Genomic DNA, 17,597 nt, shown 5'->3' on the forward strand with positions numbered 1-17,597 from the left:
GGACCGGGCCGTGCGGGCGATAATCGGACGCGTGTTCCTGACGATCAGTACGACCGGCACCCCAGAGCGCCCCGCCACCGACCTCGGCTTTCTGCTGCACAAGCATCCCGACAAGGCGCAGGCGTTCTCCACCTCGCACGGCACGGCGCATGTCCTCTATCCGGAGGCCACCGCCGAGCGCTGCACGGCCGCGCTGCTCCTTGAGGTGGACCCGGTGGCGCTGGTGCGGCGCGGCAAGGGCAAGGGGCGCGGCGGCGCACCCGGCACCGCGCTCGCCCAGTACGTCAACGACCGGCCCTACGCCGCGTCCTCGCTGCTCTCCGTCGCCATGACCACCGTCTTCAAGAGCGCCCTGCGCGGGGTGTGCGCCGCGCTGCCGGAGCGGGCAGCAGCTCCGATGCCGCTGCGGATCGAGGTGCCAGCCCTGCCCGCCAGCGGTGGACCGGGTCTGGTGCACCAGCTCTTCGCGCCGCTCGGCTGGGAGCGGGTGAAGGCCGAACCGGTCGCGCTGGACGAGAAGTTCCCCGAGTGGGGCGAATCGCGGTATGTGCGTCTCGTGCTCGAAGGCGAGCTACGGCTCGCCGACGCGCTGCGGCAGCTCTATGTGCTGCTGCCGGTCCTCGACGACGCCAAGCACTACTGGGTGGCGCCCGACGAGGTCGACAAACTGCTGCGGGCCGGTGAGGGCTGGCTGGCCGGGCACCCCGAGCAGTCGCTGATCACCAGCCGCTATCTGTCGCGGCGCCGGGGACTGACCCGGCAGGCGACCGAGGCGCTGGAGCTGGTGCGGCTCGCGGAGGCCGACGACACCGAGGTCGAGTCGGTCGACAACGCCGTGGACGAGACCACCGACACCGAGGAGAGGCCGGTGCCGCTGGCCGCGCAGCGCCGTGCGGCGATCCTGGCTGCCCTGCGCGCCGCGGGCGCGGGGCGGGTGCTCGATCTGGGGTGTGGCCAGGGCCAGTTGCTGCAGGAGCTGCTGAGGGACGCCCGCTTCACCGAGATCGTCGGCATGGATGTGTCGATGCGCGCACTGAACAGCGCGGCCCGCAGGCTCCGCCTCGACCAGCTCGGCGAGCGCGGTGCCGCCCGGGTGAAGCTCATCCAGGGCTCTCTCGCGTACACCGACAAGCGGCTCAAGCAGTACGACGCCGCGGTGCTGAGCGAGGTCGTCGAGCATGTCGACCCCGAGCGGCTGCCCGCGCTTGAGTACGCGGTCTTCGGCGCGGCCAGGCCGCAGACCGTCCTGGTGACCACGCCGAACGTCGAGTACAACGTGCGCTGGGCGACGCTGCCCGCCGGTCAGGTGCGTCATGGGGACCACCGTTTCGAGTGGACCCGTGAGGAGTTCCGGGCCTGGGCCGCGGGGGTGGCCGAACGGCACGGTTACGGAGTGGAGTTCAGGCCCGTGGGGCCCGACGACCCCGAGGTCGGCCCGCCGACCCAGCTCGCGGTGTTCACCATGACCCCGAAGTCCGGCGCGGCCCCGGAATCCGGCACCGAATCGAAGTCCGGCACAGCCCCGAAGTCCGGCACGTCCCCGAAGGAGGCGGAAGCGGCATGAGCAGTACCGGCGACAGCGACAGCAGCACGCAGAGCGCGACTGGGCCTGGCGGCCCCGGCATGGCCGACCCGCCCGGCCCGCGTACCCTCCCCGTGACCGACCTCTCCCTCGTGGTGCTGGTCGGGGCCACCGGTTCGGGCAAGTCGACCTTCGCGCAGCGGCACTTCAGGCCCACCGAGATCATCTCGTCGGACTTCTGCCGCGGACTGGTGGCCGACGACGAGAACGACCAGAGCGCCAGCGGCGACGCCTTCGACGTCCTCCACTACATCGCGGCCAAGCGTCTGGCCGCCGGGCGGCTGACCGTCGTGGACGCGACGAACGTGCAGTCCGAGAGCCGCAAGCAGCTGGTGAGGCTGGCGCGCGAGCACGACGTGCTGCCCATCGCGATCGTGCTCGACCTGCCCGAAGAGGTGTGCGCGGAGCGCAACGCCGTACGCCCCGACCGCGCGGGGATGCCCCGCCACGTCATCCAGCGCCACCGCCGTGAACTGCGCCGCTCACTGCGCGGTCTGGAGCGCGAGGGCTTCCGCAAGGTGCACGTCCTGCGCAGCGTGGCGGAGGTGGAGACCGCCGAAGTCGTCCTGGAGAAGCGGTACAACGACCTCACCCACCTCACCGGCCCCTTCGACATCATCGGCGACATCCACGGCTGCAGCTCCGAGCTGGAGACCCTGCTCACCCGCCTCGGCTACACCGACGGCGCGCACCCCGAGGGCCGTACCGCCGTCTTCGTCGGCGACCTGGTGGACCGCGGCCCGGACAGCCCCGGTGTGCTGCGCCGGGTCATGGGGATGGTCGCCGGGGGCAACGCGCTCTGTGTGCCCGGGAACCACGAGAACAAGCTCGGCCGTTACCTCAAGGGCCGGAAGGTCCAGCACAGCCACGGACTCGCCGAGACCATCGAGCAGCTGGAGAAGGAGGACACGAGGGACCCCGACTTCCGGGAGCGGGTGCGGGAGTTCATCGACGGGCTCGTCAGCCACTACGTCCTGGACGGCGGCCGGCTCGTCGTCTGCCATGCCGGGCTGCCCGAGAAGTACCACGGCCGCACCTCCGGGCGGGTCCGCTCGCACGCGCTGTACGGGGACACGACGGGCGAGACCGACGAGTTCGGCCTGCCCGTGCGCTACCCCTGGGCCGAGGACTACCGAGGCCGGGCCGCCGTCGTCTACGGCCACACCCCCGTACCGAACGCCGGCTGGATCAACAACACCCTCTGCCTGGACACCGGCGCGGTCTTCGGCGGGCGGATGACGGCGCTGCGCTGGCCCGAGCGCGAACTGGTCGACGTCCCCGCCGAACAGGTCTGGTACGAGCCGGCCCGCCCGCTCGTCACCGAGGCGCCGGGCGGCCATGACGGGCGCCCGCTCGACCTCACCGACGTCAGTGGCCGTCGCACCGTGGAGACCCGGCACACCGGCCGGGTCTCGGTCCGCGAGGAGAACGCGGCGGCGGCTCTTGAGGTCATGAGCCGTTTCGCGGTCGACCCGCGGCTGCTCGCCTACCTCCCGCCGACGATGTCCCCCACCGGCACCTCCCGGCTGGACGGCTATCTGGAACACCCCGCCGAGGCCTTCGCGCAGTACAGGTCGGACGGTGTCGCGAAGGTTGTGTGCGAGGAGAAGCACATGGGCTCGCGCGCGGTCGCTCTGGTCTGCCGGGACGCCGGGACCGCGCGGGAACGCTTCGGGGTGTCCGGGCCGACCGGCTCGCTGCACACCAGGACCGGCCGTCCCTTCTTCGACGACCCGGCTGTGACCGAGGAGATCCTGGGACGGCTGCGCACCGCGGTCACCGACGCCGGACTCTGGGACGAGCTGGGCACCGGCTGGCTGCTGCTCGACGCGGAGCTGATGCCCTGGTCGCTCAAGGCGACCGGCCTGCTGCGCAAGCAGTACGCGGCGGTGGGCGCCGCCTCACGCGCCGTGCTGCCCGGCGTCATCGGAGCGCTGGAAGCGGCCGCAGCCCGGGGTGTCGAAGTCGGCGGACTGCTCGCGGGGCAGCGCGACCGGGCCGACGACGCGGTCGCCTTCACCGAGGCGTACCGGCGGTACTGCTGGACGACGGACGGCCTGGACGGCGTACGCCTGGCACCGTTCCAGCTGCTCGCCGCCGAGGGCCGCTCGCTCGCCGCCGTACCCCACGACGAGCAGCTGGCCTGGCTCGACCGGCTGGTCGAGCACGACCAGAGCGGGCTGCTGCGGACCACCCGGCGGCTGGTGGTCGACACGGGCGACCAGGAGTCCGTCAGCTCCGGCACCGACTGGTGGCTTGAGATGACCGGACGCGGCGGTGAGGGCATGGTCGTCAAGCCGCTCCAGGCGCTCGTGCGGGACGCCAGGGGCCGGCTCGTCCAGCCCGGCATCAAGGTGCGCGGCCGGGAGTATCTGCGGATCGTCTACGGACCCGAGTACACCCGCCCGGACAACCTGGCCAGGCTCCGCCAGCGCTCTCTCGGCCACAAGCGCTCCCTCGCCCTGCGCGAGTACGCCCTGGGTCTTGAGGCGCTGGACCGGCTCGCCGACGGCGAACCGCTCTGGCGGATCCACGAGGCGGTCTTCGCCGTACTGGCCCTTGAGTCGGAGCCGGTCGACCCGAGGCTCTGAACGGCGGCACCGCCACGGCGCCCCCGCCACCGCGGCACCGCCACCTCGCGCCCGCCACGGCGGCACCGCCGGACACGCCCCGCTCGTTCCCTTCAGGGGTGAGCGGGGCGGACCGGGGACAGGATGGGGGCATGGGATTCCATGTCGACTCCGAGACGGGGCCGCTGCGCCGCGTCATCCTGCACCGGCCGGGTCTGGAACTGAAGCGGCTCACCCCCAGCAACAAGGACGCGCTCCTCTTCGACGACGTGCTGTGGGTGCGCCGCGCCCGCCAGGAGCACGACGGCTTCGCCAACGTGCTGCGCGAGCGCGGTGTGGAGGTGCATCTCTTCGACGACCTGCTGCGGGAGTCGCTGGAGGTGCCCGAGGCCCGCACGCTCGTCCTGGACCGGGTCTTCGACGAGAAGGAGTACGGTCCGCTCGCCACCCACCATCTGCGGACGGTCTTCGACGAACTGTCCGTCGCCGACCTGGCCGAGGTGCTGGTCGGCGGGATGACGAAGCGGGAGTTCCTGGAGCGCTACCGGGAGCCGGTCTCGGTCCGCTTCCATGTGATGGACCTGGACGACTTCCTGCTCGACCCGCTGCCGAACCACCTGTTCACCCGGGACACATCGGCCTGGATCTACGACGGTGTCTCCATCAACGCGATGCGCTGGCCCGCCCGGCAGCGCGAGACCGTCCACTTCGAGGCGATCTACCGTCACCACCCGCTCTTCACCGGCTCCGGGGCCTTCCACCACTGGTCGCAGGGGCAGGTCGACTACCCGTCCACGATCGAGGGCGGCGACGTCCTCGTCATCGGGAACGGCGCGGTCCTGATCGGAATGAGCGAGCGGACCACCCCGCAGGCGGTGGAGATGCTGGCCCGCGGACTCTTCGCGGCCGGCTCCGCGCGCACCATCGTGGCGCTCGACATGCCCAAGCGGCGGGCCTTCATGCATCTGGACACCGTGATGACGATGGTCGACGGCGACACCTTCACCCAGTACGCGGGACTCGGGATGCTCCGCTCGTACACCATCGAACCGGGCAGCACCGAAAGGGAGTTGAAGGTCACCGACCATCCCCCGGAGCAGATGCACCAGGCGATCGCCGCGGCGCTGGGGCTGAGCGGTATCCGGGTGCTGACCGCCACCCAGGACGTGCACTCGGCGGAGCGCGAGCAGTGGGACGACGGCTGCAACGTCCTCGCCGTCGAGCCGGGGGTGGTCGTGGCGTACGAGCGGAACTTCACCACCAACACACATCTGCGCAAGGAGGGCATCGACGTCATCGAGATCCCGGGGAGTGAGCTGGGGCGGGGCAGGGGAGGGCCGCGGTGCATGAGCTGCCCGGTTCAGCGGGATGCCGTATAGTGATGCGATCAATCGCATAGACTTCCATTGACCCCCGTCCCCACTACGCGCGACCCCTCCCCGCGTGACCCAGGAGCAGTCCCCATGGCGATAGACCTCGCAGGCCGCCACTTCCTCAAGGAGCTCGACTTCACCGCGGAGGAGTTCCGCGCCCTGGTCGAGCTGGCCGCCGAGCTCAAGGCGGCCAAGAAGTCGGGCACCGAAGTGCAGCGGCTGCGCGGCCGGAACGTCGCTCTGATCTTCGAGAAGACCTCCACCAGGACGCGCTGCGCCTTCGAGGTCGCCGCGGCCGACCAGGGGGCGTCGACGACGTATCTCGACCCCTCCGGTTCGCAGATCGGGCACAAGGAGTCCTTCAAGGACACCGCGCGGGTGCTCGGCCGGATGTTCGATGCCATCGAGTACCGCGGCGACAGCCAGCCGCAGGTGGAGGAGCTGGCCGCGCACGCCGGGGTTCCCGTCTACAACGGGCTCACCGACGACTGGCACCCCACGCAGATGCTCGCCGATGTGCTCACCATGACCGAGCACAGCGACAAGCCGCTGGAGCGGATCGTCTTCGCCTACCTCGGCGACGCCCGCTTCAACATGGGCAACTCCTATCTGATCACCGGCGCGCTGCTCGGTCTCGATGTCCGGATCGCCGCCCCGCGCGCCTACTGGCCCGCCGAGAGCGTCGTCGCGCGGGCGCGGGAGCTGGCCGCGGAGAGCGGTGGCACCGTCACACTCACCGAGGACATCACCGATGCGGTGCGGGGCTGCGACTTCGTCGTCACCGACGTCTGGGTGTCGATGGGGGAGCCGAAGGAGGTCTGGGCCGAGCGCATCGCCGCGCTCTCGCCCTACGCCGTGACGATGGACGTGCTGCGCGCCACCGGCAACCCCGGGGTCAAGTTCCTGCACTGCCTGCCCGCCTTCCACGATCTGGGCACCCAGGTCGGACGGGACATCCACGCACAGTTCGGGCTGAGCGAGCTGGAGGTCACCGACGAGGTCTTCGAGTCGGAGCACTCGGTCGTCTTCGACGAGGCGGAGAACCGGATGCACACGATCAAGGCGGTCATGGTCGCCACGCTGGCAGGTCAGGGGTAGCCGAACCGGCCGGCCAGGGGTGCCCGGCCGACCGGCAAGGGATAGCAATACGCCCAATTGGGTGAATATGCGACAAGGCGGCTACGATGTCGTCCCTTGGTGGGGTTCGGGCTCGCACGCTCGAACCCCACTGCGCTGTGTGCCCCCCGTTGTGCCGTGTGTGCCCCCTGTGCGCGCCGCTCCGCGCACGTCCGGAAAGAGACCCGCCCCCCCATGCGTTCCCCCCGCCCCGCAGAACCGCGCCCGGCTCGCCGCCCCGGTCTGCGCGTCAAGCCGCCCGAACTCCTCATCGCCGAGTCCGGCGCGGACCTGGAGGGACACGGACTGCGCCGCACCATGGGCCTCTTCCAGCTGGTGTGCTTCGGCGTCGGGGCCATCGTCGGGACCGGTATCTTCGTCGGCCTCTCCGACACGGTGGCCAAGGCCGGGCCCGCGGTCATCATCTCGTTCGTGCTCGCCGCGGTCACCTGTGTCTTCACCGCGTTCTCCTTCGCCGAGCTGGGCGGCGCGATCCCGGTGTCGGGCAGCTCGTACTCCTTCGCGTACGCCACGCTCGGCGAGCGCACCGCCTTCCTGGTCGGCTGGTGTCTGCTCCTGGAGTACGGCATCTCGGTGAGCGCGGTCGCCGTCGGCTGGAGCCAGTACCTCAACGAACTGCTGAACAGCCTCGTCGGGCGGCAGCTGCCCGCGGTGCTCTCCAGCGGCCCGGGCGACGGCGGGGTGATCAACCTGCCGGCCGTCGTGGTCGTCGCGCTCGCCGCGGCCCTGTTGGTGCGCGGGGTGCGGGAGAGTGCCCGCGCGACGGCGGCGATGGCCGTACTGAAGATCGGCATCCTGCTGGTCTTCTGCGCCGTGGCCTTCACCGCGTTCCGGGACGGCCATCTGGTGCCGTTCGCCCCCGACGGCGTCGGCGGCATCACATCCGGTGCCTCGATCGCCTTCTTCTCGTACATCGGGTTCGACGCCATCACCACGGCGGGTGAGGAGGTGCGGAACCCGCGGCGCAACATCCCGCTCGCGATCATGATCTGTATCGGCGTCGTCACCGTGCTCTACTGCGCGGTCGCCGTGGCGGCCATCGGCGCGTTCGGCGCGCCCGCCGTCGCCGACCGGCCCGCGGCCCTCTCACTGATCGTCAACCAGGTCACCGGCTCGTCCGTGGGCGGCGGTGTCATCGCCTTCGGGGCGGTCGTCGCCATCGCCTCTGTGGTGCTCGCCGTGATGTACGGGCAGACCCGCATCCTGATGTCGATGTCCCGCGACGGGCTGGTCCCCGGCGTCTTCGAGAAGGTCTCCCCGAGGACCTCGACGCCGGTCTCCAACACCTGGATCGTGGCGACCGTCGTGGCGGTCCCCGCCGCGTTCGCCTCGCTCGACGTCGTGGTGAACCTGACCACTATCGGGGCGCTGGCCACGATGGTGGCGGTGAACGTCGCCGTCGTCGCGCTGCGCCGCAGCCACCCGGAGCTGCCGCGCTCCTTCCGGGTGCCGCTCTTCCCCGTCAGCCCTGTCCTGGGGGTCGGGTTCTGTGTGTACCTGATGTACGGGACCGGGTGGCGGACCTGGCTCCAGTTCGCGGGCTTCCTGCTGGTGGGCGCGGCCGTCTACGCGGGCTACGGGCGCCGCCGTTCGCGGCTCAGTACGCAGGCCCCGCAGGCAGGGTGAACCAGACGGCCTTGCCGTGCTCGGTCGGGCGGTGGCCGTAGGACGAGCTGAGCGTCCGGATGAGCAGCAGACCGCGACCGTGCTCCTGCCAGGGGTCGGGCGGGCCTGCCGGGGCCGGGTGGACCAGATCGCCGGGCGGGGCCGGGTCCCGGTCGTGCACCTCGACCTGGCAGCCGGTATGCAGCACCTCGACGACCAGCTCGATGGGTTCGTCGCCGAGCGTGTGCTCCACGGCGTTGGCGACCAGCTCGGAGGTGAGCAGCTCGGCCGTGTCGCTGTCCGCGGCCTCCTCGCCCTCCAGGTCGGCGAGCACCGTACGGATCAGGGCGCGCGCTATCGGCACCGCGGCCGCGGTGTGCGGCAGGGCGATGCGCCATGAGGCGGGGCGCGAGGTGTCCGGCACGGCTGGAGTTCCGTTCGGTGTGGAGGGGGTTGTCCTGATTTCAACGATACGGAGCCGGGGACGTTGCGAGTAGAGGCTGCGGCCCGCAGGAAAAGGGACCTGCGCCACATTCTGACGGGACTTCCGGCCGGAGGCCCTTCCTGACGGAGGCTCCGGCGCCTCTCTATCGCGTACCCGTGACGGTAGTCACGCCGGAGTGATAATTTGAGGGGGCACGCCGCTCTGTCACCAGGTCCCGGCCGGCCTCCTCCGGACGAGCCCCCGACCGAAGGAGGCCGCACCCCATGAGCCCCTTTTCCGGCTCAGCAGACCCCGTCGAGCACTGGAAGCACCTCCGGGTGAGCCGGCAGGACGGGGTCGCGACCGTCACGTTCGCCCGCCCGGAGAAGCTCAACGCCCTCACCTTCGGCGCCTACGCGGACCTGCGCGACCTGCTCGCCGAGCTGTCCCGTGAGCGGTCGGTACGGGCCCTGGTCCTCGCCGGTGAGGGCCGCGGATTCTGCTCGGGCGGCGATGTCGAGGAGATCATCGGCGCCACCCTGGCCCTGGACACCGCCCAGCTCCTCGACTTCAACCGGATGACCGGACAGGTCGTCCGGGCCCTGCGCGAATGCCCCTTCCCGGTGATCGCCGCCGTGCACGGGGTCGCGGCGGGCGCCGGCGCCGTCCTCGCCCTGGCCGCCGACTTCCGGGTGGCCGACCCGACCGCGCGGTTCGCCTTCCTCTTCACCCGGGTCGGGCTCTCCGGCGGCGATATGGGCGCCGCCTATCTGCTGCCCCGCGTCGTCGGACTCGGGCACGCGACGCGGCTGCTGATGCTGGGGGAGCCGGTCCTGGCGCCCGAGGCGGAGCGGATCGGCCTGGTCAGCGAGGTGGCGGAGGAGGGCGGCGCGGACCGGCGGGCCGCCGCGCTGGCCCGCCGCCTCGCCGAAGGGCCGGCCCTCGCGTACGCGCAGACCAAGGCGCTGCTCACCGCCGAACTCGACATGCCGCTCGCGGCGGCCGTCGAACTGGACGCCACCACACAGGCGTTGCTGATGAACGGCGAGGACTACGCCGAGTTCCACGCCGCCTTCACCGAGAAGCGGCCCCCCAAGTGGCAGGGCAGGTAGCCGTGGCGGCCGGTGCGGGAGAGCGCCCGCGCCCCGCCCTGCGGATCGCGGTCGTCGGCGGCGGGCCGGGCGGCCTCTACGCCGCCGCCCTCCTCAAACGGCTCGACCCCGCCAGATCCGTCACCGTCTGGGAGCGCAACGCCCCCGACGACACCTTCGGCTTCGGCGTCGTCCTCTCCGACGAGACGCTCGGCGGCATCGAGCAGGCGGACCCGGCCGTCCACCGCGCCCTCCAGGACGAGTTCGTACGCTGGGACGACATCGACATCGTCCACCGCGGCACGACCCTGACCTCGGGCGGACACGGCTTCGCCGCGCTCGGCAGGCGCCGGCTCCTGGAGATCCTGCACGGGCGCTGCCGCGAACTGGGCGTACGGATCCGCTTCCGCACCGAGGCGCCGCCCCCCGGCGAACTGGCCGCGACCCATGACCTGGTGGTCGCCGCCGACGGGGTGCACAGCGCCACCCGCCGGGCCTACGCCGAAACCTTCGGGCCCCGCGTCACCACCCACCGCTGCCGCTACATCTGGCTCTCCGCGCCCTTCGCCTTCGACGCCTTCCGCTTCGAGACAGCCGAGACCGAGCACGGTGTGATGCAGCTGCACGGCTACCCGTACGGGCCCACGGCCTCCACCGTCATCGTCGAGATGCGCGAGGAGGTCTGGCACGCCGCGGGCCTCGACCGCTGCGACGAGAAGGAGTCCACCGAGCGGTGCGCCCGGATCTTCGCCGACGCGCTCGGCGGGCGCCCGCTCACCGGCAACAACTCCACCTGGACCGCGTTCCGTACCGTGGTCAACGCACGCTGGTCGCACGGGAACACGGTGCTGATCGGGGACGCGGCCCACACCGCGCACTTCTCCATCGGCTCCGGCACCAAGCTCGCCGTCGAGGACGCCCTCGCCCTGGCGGCGAACATCGGGGAACAGCCCGACCTGGCGTCGGCTCTCGAAGCGTACGAGAGCGAACGCCGCCCGGTCGTCGCCTCCACCCAGCGGGCTGCCGCGGCCAGCCTGGAGTGGTTCGAGCAGCTGGAGATGTATCTCGGCCAGCCGCCACGGCAGTTCGCCTTCAATCTGCTGACCCGCAGCCGCCGGGTCACACACGGCAATCTGCGGCTGCGCGACCGCACCTTCACGGACACGGTGGAGCGCGACTTCGGCTGCCGCGGCGGCACCCCGCCGATGTTCACCCCGCTGCGGCTGCGCGGCCTCGAACTGCGCAACCGCGTCGTCGTCTCGCCCATGGACATGTACGCGGCACACGACGGTGTCCCCGGCGACTTCCACCTCGTCCACCTGGGCGCCCGCGCACTCGGCGGCGCGGGCCTGGTGATGACCGAGATGGTGTGCGTGAGCCCCGAGGGCCGCATCACGCCCGGCTGCGCCGGCCTCTACACCGACGGACAGACCACCGCCTGGCAGCGCGTCACCTCCTTCGTGCACGCGCAGTCGCCCGGCACCGCCATCGGCGTCCAGCTGGGGCACTCGGGCCGCAAGGGCTCCACCCGCCTGATGTGGGACGGCATGGACGAGCCGCTCCCGGACGGCAACTGGCCGCTGTCGGCCGCGTCCCCGCTGCCGTACCGGCCGGGCGTCAGCCAGACCCCGGCGGAGCTGGACACGGCCGGGCTCACCGCGGTGCGCGGACAGTTCACCGAAGCGGCCCGCCGCGCTGCCGAGGCCGGCTTCGACCTGCTCGAACTGCACTGCGCCCACGGCTATCTGCTCTCCGGCTTCCTCTCCCCGCTCACCAATCTGCGCACCGACGGGTACGGCGGTCCGCTCCGGAGCCGTCTCCGCTTTCCCCTGGAGGTCTTCGACGCGGTGCGGGCGGCCTGGCCCGACGACCGGCCGATGACGGTCCGTATCTCGGCGGCGGACTGGGCGCCCGGCGGCACGACACCGGACGAGGCGGTGGCGATCGCCCGCGCCTTCGCGGCCCACGGGGCCGACGCGATCGACGTCTCGACGGGGCAGGTCGTCCCCGGCGAGAAGCCCGCGTACGGCCGCTCCTACCAGACCCCGTTCGCCGACCGTATCCGCAACGAACTGGGCGTCCCGGTGGTCGCGGTGGGCGCGATCTCGTCCTGGGACGACGTCAACTCCCTGCTCCTCGCCGGGCGTACGGACCTCTGCGCTCTGGCCCGCCCGCATCTGTACGACCCGCACTGGACCCTGCACGCGGCATCGGACCAGGGCTACGAGGGCCCGGCGGCCCCCTGGCCCCTGCCCTACCGGGCGGGCAGCCGGGCCCCCAGAACGGGCCGGACGGACGCCCCGAAGCCGCGGCTCACCCTCATGTGACGGCTGGTCGGCCCGCCCCGGTGACGACGACCCGCTCGGCCAGCGGCCGGTATCCGATGCGTTGGTACACGCCGTTGCTGGTCGGGTTCGCGAGATCGGTGAACAGCAGCACCTCGGCCATGCCCGCGTCCAGCGCCGCCCGGCTGACGTGCGCGGTGACCGCTGCCGCGTAGCCACGACCGCGCAGGCCGGGCGGGGTGTACACCGGGGCGACGCGCACGGTGCCCGCGGTGGGACGGGTCACCCCGGCCATGGACACCGGGACGCCCCGGTGCTCCCAGAGCGACAGACCCCCGTACGAGAGCCGGTCGTCGACGGCGCTCTCCACCCGGTCCGCCGACTGCCCGGTGTCGCGCCCGAAGGCACGGCGCCACTCGATCAGCAGCGCGCGGTCGGCGAAGGTGGCGGTACGGGCCCGGCCGGCCGGGCAGGGCGACGGCGGGGTCAACTCGGCGAGCCGGTACAGACGTTGCTCCTGCGCGACCGTACGGCCGCGCCACGAGGCGGTGAGCGCGTCGGCCACGCCCCGTTCGGCGTTGACGGCGGTGACGCCCCGCTCGCCGAGGGCCTGTGCCAGGGGCGGCACCGCTTCGGGCGGGACCACACCGACCTGCAGAGGGCGCGGTGGTGTCCATACGACGGAGCCGTCCACCGTGCCGTCCGCCGAGCGCCACCAGCCGAAGAGCGGTGTGCCGTCCCCGTAGAAGCGCGGCCCATGGCGCCTCAGGGCGGCGGTGATGGTCAGGACGAGCGTGTTCTCGGCAGGGTGCGCGGCGGCGGCGGGCTCCGCCGTGGCGAGGAAGACGTCCAGGTCACGGGTGAAGGTCCATGTCATGCAGGACATGGTGCGCGGTGCCGGGGTGCGGGGCACGCGATTTCCGGGCGATGCACTGATAGCACCCCCCGCCCCCGCCCCCCGCTCACCCCAGCCGGAACCGCTGGAGTTTCCCCGTGCCGGTGCGTGGCAGGGCGTCCGTGAAGACCACATCGCGGGGGCACTTGTGCGGTGCCAGCTCGGACTTTACGAACTCCCGCAGCGGCTCGGCCTCCCGCGCCGCCCCTTCGCGCAGCACCACATGTGCCACCACCACCTGCCCCCGCTCCGTGTCCGGGCGGCCCACCACGGCGGCCTCCAGGACGTCCGGGTGGCGCAGGAGCGCGTCCTCGACCTCGGGGCCCGCGATGTTGTAACCGGCGGAAATGATCATGTCGTCGGCGCGGGCCACATACGTGAAGTAGCCGTCCCGGTCGCGCAGATACGTGTCCCCGGTGAGGTTCCAGCCGTCCCGCACATACTCCGACTGGCGTGCGTCGGCCAGGTAGCGGCAGCCCACCGGGCCGCGCACCGCGAGCAGCCCCGGCTCGCCGTCGGGCACCGGGCGCCCGGAGCGGTCGACCACCCGCGCCTGCCAGCCGGGCACCGGAACACCTGTCGTGCCGGGGCGCACCGCGCCGTCGGCGGCCGAGATGAAGATGTGCAGCAGTTCCGTGGCACCGATGCCGTTGATGATGCGCAGCCCGGTCCGCTCGTGCCAGGCGTGCCAGGTGGCCGCGGGCAGGTTCTCCCCGGCCGACACACAGCGCCGCAGCGCCGACACGTCGTACGAGTCCAGGCCCTCCAGCATGGTGCGGTAGGCGGTCGGCGCCGTGAACAGCACCGAGACCCGGTGCCTGGCGAGCGCGGGCAGCAGCTCGCGCGGCCCGGACCGTTCGAGCAGCAGCGCCGAGGCCCCCGCCCGCAGCGGGAAGACCACCAGGCCGCCGAGACCGAAGGTGAAACCGAGCGGCGGGCTGCCCGCGAAGACGTCGTCGGGCCGCGGCTTCAGTACGTACCGCGCGAAGGTGTCCGCGACGGCCAGCACATCGCGGTGGAAGTGCATACAGCCCTTCGGGCGCCCGGTGGTGCCGGAGGTGAAGGCGATCAGCGCGACGTCGTCGGCTGAGGTCGCGACGGCCTCGTACTCATCGGGCCGGGCCGCGGCCAGCCGCAGCAGGTCCCGAGGACCCTCGCCGCCGTACGGGGTGATCCGCAGCCCGGGGACCTCCGCCTTCACCAGGTCGTCGACCGAGCGGGCGTCGCACAGCGCGTGGCTGATCCGGGCGAGCGCGCACACCTCGGCCAGCTCGTGCGGGCGCTGGGTGGCCAGTACGGTCACCGCCACCGCGCCCGCCTTCACCACCGCGAGCCAGCAGGCGGCCAGATGCGGTGTGGTGGGGCCGCGCAGCAGCACCCGGTTCCCCGGCACGACCCCGAGGTCCGAGGTGAGGACATGGGCGATACGGGCGACCTCGGCCCGGAGTTCGCCGTACGTCCACAGCTCACCGGCGCCGGTACGGAAGGCGGGGCGGTCGGCACCGAAGCGCTCGGCGGTCCGGTCGAGCAGCTCCGCCCCGCAGTTCAGCCGGTCCGGACAGGCCGGCCCGGGAAGGTCATCGAGGAGCAGCCGGGGCCACTGGTCGGCGGGCGGCAGCTGCTCGCGGGGAAAAGTGTCGACGTGCGCTGAGGTTTTCAGCTCCATCACAGGATCGCCCCCTTAGGCGGCATCGCATATGGAGCGTATCGTTTGCGTGACGACAGTCAACGGTTCACGATAGAGGGGATCGGGGATGACCGCATTCGCACTGGACCCGGACCAGCGGAAGTGGTGCGCCGAGCTGCGCACCCTGGCCGCCGAGGAGCTCGGGCCGATCGCCGCGGCGGGGGAGCCCGGCCGCGTCAACCGCCCCCTGGTCGCCGCTCTCGGTGAACTGGGCCTGCTGGAGCGGCTGTTCAGTGCGGGCGCCCTCGATCTCTGTCTGCTGCGCGAGTCCCTGGCGTACGGCTGCACCGAGGCGGAGACCGCTCTCGCCCTCCAGGGGCTCGGCAGCTACCCCCTCGTCCAGGCCGGCACCGCGGAGCAGCGCGCGCGGCTGCTGCCCGAGGTGATCGCGGGCCGTGCGGTCGCCGCCTTCGCGCTGAGCGAGCCCGGTGCGGGGTCGGACGCGGCGGCCCTGGAGCTGAAGGCCGTACCGGACGGCGGCGGCTGGCGGCTCACCGGCGGGAAACGCTGGATCTCCAACGCCCCCGACGCCGACTTCTACACGGTCTTCGCCCGTACGACGCAGGGCGCGGGGGCGCGCGGCATCACCGCGTTCCTGGTGCCGTCCGGCCGGCCGGGGCTGACCGGGTCCCGGCTCGACATGCTCTCGCCGCACCCCATCGGCACGCTGGAGTTCGACGCGGTGCCGGTCGGTCCGCAGGACGTCCTGGGCGAGCAGGGCCGGGGCTTCCGGGTCGCGATGAACACCCTCAACCTCTTCCGCCCCAGTGTCGGCGCCTTCGCGGTCGGCATGGCCCAGGCTGCCCTGGACGCGACGGTCGCGCACACCTCGGCGCGCACCGCGTTCGGCGGCCCGCTCAAGGACCTCCAGAGCGTGGCCCACCAGGTCGCCGAGATGGCCACCCGCACCGAGGCCGCACGCCTGCTGGTGCACGCTGCCGCTGCCGCCTGCGACGCGGGTGACCCGGGCATCGCCAAACGCTCCGCCATGGCCAAACTCTTCGCCACCGAGACCGCCCAGTACGTGGTGGACGCCGCCGTCCAGCTGCACGGCGCCCGCGCCCTCCAGCGCGGCCACCTCCTCGAACACCTCTACCGCGAGGTCCGCGCCCCGCGGATCTACGAGGGCGCCACCGAGGTCCAGCGGACCATCATCGCCAAGGAGTTGTACGGATGAGGCGGACGGGCCCGGACGAGCCCCGGCCGCACCGATGCCAGGGGGCTGCACGGATGAGCCCAGGCCGGACCGACGCCAAGGAGCCGCACGCATGACCCTCGACCGAATCGACCCGCCGGAGCTCTCGCCCCCCACCGGCTTCTCCCACGCCGTCGTCGCCACCGGGACCCGGCTGGTCTTCCTGGCGGGGCAGACCGCCCTGGACGGAGCGGGCGCGGTCACCGGGGCCACCCTTCCGGCCCAGTTCGAGGTGGCGCTCTCGAATCTGCTCGCCGCGCTGAGCGCCGCGGGCGGCGGCCCCGCCGACCTCGCCCGGGTCACGGTCTACGCCACCGACGTCGCCGACTACCGCGCCCACGCCGCCGAACTGGGGCGCATCTGGCGGAGACTGGCCGGACGCGACTACCCGGCCATGGCGGTGATCGGCGCCACGCGGCTCTGGGACGCGCAGGCGATGGTCGAAATCGACGGAGTCGCCGTACTGTCCTGACATGCCCGAGATCACACTCACCGCAGGCACCGTCGAGTACGTGGACACCGGCGGCCCAGGCCCCGTCGTCGTGCTCCTCCACGGACTCGTCCACGACGCCACCGTCTGGCGCAAGGTCGTCGAAGGACTGCGCCACGGCCACCGTGTGCTCGCGCCGACCCTGCCGTACGGCGCGCACCGCATCCCCATGCGCCGTGACGTACCGCTGACCCCGGACTCCGTCGTGGAGCTCATCGCCGAGTTCCTCGAACGGCTTGAGCTGAGTGACGTCACCCTGGTCGAGAACGACTGCGGCCGCGCCCAGTCCGTCGCCGCCCGCCATCCGGAGCGGCTCGCCCGGCTGGTCCTGACGTCCTGTGAGGCCTTCGACAACTATCCGCCGGGTGTCCCGGGCAAACTGATCGCACTGGCCTGCCGGGTGCCGGGCGGCATCCCCCTGCTGGTCCGTACGCTCGCGGTCAAGCCGCTGCGGCGTCTGCCGGTCGGCTTCGGGGCGCTCACCAAGCGGCCTGTCCCCGAGGAGATCGTCGACGGCTGGCTGCACCCGCTCCTCACCGACCCGGCGATCCGCGAGGACTTCCGCCGCTACGGTCTGGGCGTACGCAGAACGGAACTCCTGGAGGCCGCGGAGGGCCTGCGGAGGTTCGACAAGCCCGCCCTGGTCGTCTGGGCGCTCGATGACCGCATGATGCCCCGGGCCCATGGCCGGCGGCTCGCCGGGCTGCTGCCGCAGGGGCGGCTCCTGGAGATCGAGGACAGCGGCACTCTGATCGCCGAGGACCAGCCGGAGCAACTCGTATCAGCGCTACGGGATTTCATCGCCACCACAGGCTGACGGGGCCGCCACGGGCTGACGGGGGCCGCGCTGGCCCGCGGCCCGGTCCACCGTCCTTCTCCCCGCTGGGCCGGCGGTGTCGCGCGGCTTCCGGTATTGGACGGATCCACCATATCGCCGGAAAGTGGCCGGGCTATTTCCTTTACGGGAAATCCTCATTCAGAGAGGCTGAAGAATGCGACGGTGAGAGCCGCCGCCCGGCCGGGTTCGGCGCTTTGCGTGTCGTATGAGACGATGAATGGCGTCGCCACCGATGTGAATACTCCGCGTAGGGAGAAGGATACCCCGCGAGATCCGATGGATAAACATCCCCTGCCAGTCCGGTGTTATCGGCGAAAAAGTCCATTTCGCCCGGTCTGCCAACTTACGCCCTGGAGTCGTGCGGGCGCCCAGGGTAATTGAGATGACCCCTCTTCTCAAGTCCTTTCCGTAGTGATCTTCCACTC

13 protein-coding genes are annotated in these 17,597 nt (G+C 71.9%); 10 read left to right on the plus strand and 3 right to left on the minus strand.

Annotated elements, in window-relative coordinates:
• Positions 1–31: 31 nt before the first annotated feature.
• The 5 genes from ACWGKJ_RS30215 (at position 32) to ACWGKJ_RS30235 (ending at position 8,288) form a co-directional block, all read left to right on the plus strand.
• Positions 32–1,564, plus strand: coding sequence for a 3' terminal RNA ribose 2'-O-methyltransferase Hen1 (locus ACWGKJ_RS30215; RefSeq protein WP_385024500.1), 1,533 nt, complete (start codon positions 32–34; stop codon positions 1,562–1,564).
• A 59-nt stretch (positions 1,565–1,623) separates the two neighbouring features.
• A complete protein-coding gene (locus ACWGKJ_RS30220; protein ID WP_453315872.1) occupies positions 1,624–4,173 on the plus strand; it encodes a polynucleotide kinase-phosphatase in 2,550 nt (849 codons plus the stop codon).
• Between the two features lie 131 nt (positions 4,174–4,304).
• Positions 4,305–5,531, plus strand: coding sequence for an arginine deiminase (locus ACWGKJ_RS30225; protein ID WP_385024502.1), 1,227 nt, complete (start codon positions 4,305–4,307; stop codon positions 5,529–5,531).
• An 84-nt stretch (positions 5,532–5,615) separates the two neighbouring features.
• Complete coding sequence (argF, locus tag ACWGKJ_RS30230) at positions 5,616–6,623, plus strand: ornithine carbamoyltransferase (protein WP_385024504.1); 1,008 nt, start codon at positions 5,616–5,618, stop codon at positions 6,621–6,623.
• A gap of 213 nt (positions 6,624–6,836) precedes the next feature.
• A complete protein-coding gene (locus ACWGKJ_RS30235; protein ID WP_385024506.1) occupies positions 6,837–8,288 on the plus strand; it encodes an amino acid permease in 1,452 nt (483 codons plus the stop codon).
• Here ACWGKJ_RS30235 and ACWGKJ_RS30240 read toward each other — a convergent pair.
• Positions 8,260–8,691: an ATP-binding protein gene (locus ACWGKJ_RS30240; RefSeq protein ID WP_385024508.1), complete on the minus strand. Its 432-nt coding sequence runs from the start codon at positions 8,689–8,691 to the stop codon at positions 8,260–8,262. The genes ACWGKJ_RS30235 and ACWGKJ_RS30240 overlap by 29 nt on opposite strands.
• 284 nt (positions 8,692–8,975) lie before the next feature.
• Here ACWGKJ_RS30240 and ACWGKJ_RS30245 point away from each other — a divergent pair, with 284 nt between their 5' ends.
• Together ACWGKJ_RS30245 and ACWGKJ_RS30250 are read left to right on the plus strand one after the other, a co-directional pair.
• Entirely contained in the window at positions 8,976–9,803 is an 828-nt protein-coding gene (locus tag ACWGKJ_RS30245; protein ID WP_385024510.1) for an enoyl-CoA hydratase family protein, read from the plus strand.
• A complete protein-coding gene (locus tag ACWGKJ_RS30250) occupies positions 9,788–12,109 on the plus strand; it encodes a bifunctional salicylyl-CoA 5-hydroxylase/oxidoreductase (protein ID WP_385024512.1) in 2,322 nt (773 codons plus the stop codon). Before ACWGKJ_RS30245 ends, ACWGKJ_RS30250 begins: the two co-directional genes overlap by 16 nt.
• On the opposite strand, the gene ACWGKJ_RS30255 is transcribed toward ACWGKJ_RS30250, so the two are convergent.
• Positions 12,102–12,944: a GNAT family N-acetyltransferase gene (locus tag ACWGKJ_RS30255; protein WP_385024514.1), complete on the minus strand. Its 843-nt coding sequence runs from the start codon at positions 12,942–12,944 to the stop codon at positions 12,102–12,104. The genes ACWGKJ_RS30250 and ACWGKJ_RS30255 overlap by 8 nt on opposite strands.
• A gap of 85 nt (positions 12,945–13,029) precedes the next feature.
• A complete protein-coding gene (locus ACWGKJ_RS30260; protein WP_385024516.1) occupies positions 13,030–14,628 on the minus strand; it encodes an AMP-binding protein in 1,599 nt (532 codons plus the stop codon).
• 88 nt (positions 14,629–14,716) lie between these two features.
• On the opposite strand from ACWGKJ_RS30260, the gene ACWGKJ_RS30265 reads away from it, so the two are divergent.
• The 3 genes from ACWGKJ_RS30265 to ACWGKJ_RS30275 all read left to right on the plus strand — a co-directional run bounded on the left by ACWGKJ_RS30265 (position 14,717) and on the right by ACWGKJ_RS30275 (position 17,151).
• The gene (locus tag ACWGKJ_RS30265; protein ID WP_385024518.1) at positions 14,717–15,826 is read left to right on the plus strand and encodes an acyl-CoA dehydrogenase family protein; all 1,110 of its coding nucleotides are present in this window, start codon (positions 14,717–14,719) and stop codon (positions 15,824–15,826) included.
• Between the two features lie 91 nt (positions 15,827–15,917).
• Positions 15,918–16,316, plus strand: coding sequence for a RidA family protein (locus ACWGKJ_RS30270; RefSeq protein ID WP_385024519.1), 399 nt, complete (start codon positions 15,918–15,920; stop codon positions 16,314–16,316).
• Between the two features lies 1 nt (position 16,317).
• Positions 16,318–17,151, plus strand: a complete 834-nt coding sequence (locus ACWGKJ_RS30275) for an alpha/beta fold hydrolase (RefSeq protein WP_385024521.1) — start codon at positions 16,318–16,320, stop codon at positions 17,149–17,151.
• Positions 17,152–17,597 lie beyond the last annotated feature (446 nt).

This window comes from Streptomyces sp. NPDC054757 (assembly GCF_053612185.1).

Excerpts from the sequence above, each read along its gene's own strand:
- ACWGKJ_RS30220 (WP_453315872.1), top strand. The coding sequence starts at position 1,624 with ATGGCCGACCCGCCCGGCCCGCGTACCCTCCCCGTGACCGACCTCTCC.
- ACWGKJ_RS30225 (WP_385024502.1), top strand. The coding sequence starts at position 4,305 with ATGGGATTCCATGTCGACTCCGAGACGGGGCCGCTGCGCCGCGTCATC.
- argF (WP_385024504.1), top strand. The coding sequence starts at position 5,616 with ATGGCGATAGACCTCGCAGGCCGCCACTTCCTCAAGGAGCTCGACTTC.
- ACWGKJ_RS30235 (WP_385024506.1), top strand. The coding sequence starts at position 6,837 with ATGCGTTCCCCCCGCCCCGCAGAACCGCGCCCGGCTCGCCGCCCCGGT.
- ACWGKJ_RS30245 (WP_385024510.1), top strand. The coding sequence starts at position 8,976 with ATGAGCCCCTTTTCCGGCTCAGCAGACCCCGTCGAGCACTGGAAGCAC.
- ACWGKJ_RS30255 (WP_385024514.1), bottom strand. The coding sequence starts at position 12,944 with ATGACATGGACCTTCACCCGTGACCTGGACGTCTTCCTCGCCACGGCG.
- ACWGKJ_RS30260 (WP_385024516.1), bottom strand. The coding sequence starts at position 14,628 with ATGGAGCTGAAAACCTCAGCGCACGTCGACACTTTTCCCCGCGAGCAG.
- ACWGKJ_RS30265 (WP_385024518.1), top strand. The coding sequence starts at position 14,717 with ATGACCGCATTCGCACTGGACCCGGACCAGCGGAAGTGGTGCGCCGAG.
- ACWGKJ_RS30270 (WP_385024519.1), top strand. The coding sequence starts at position 15,918 with ATGACCCTCGACCGAATCGACCCGCCGGAGCTCTCGCCCCCCACCGGC.
- ACWGKJ_RS30275 (WP_385024521.1), top strand. The coding sequence starts at position 16,318 with ATGCCCGAGATCACACTCACCGCAGGCACCGTCGAGTACGTGGACACC.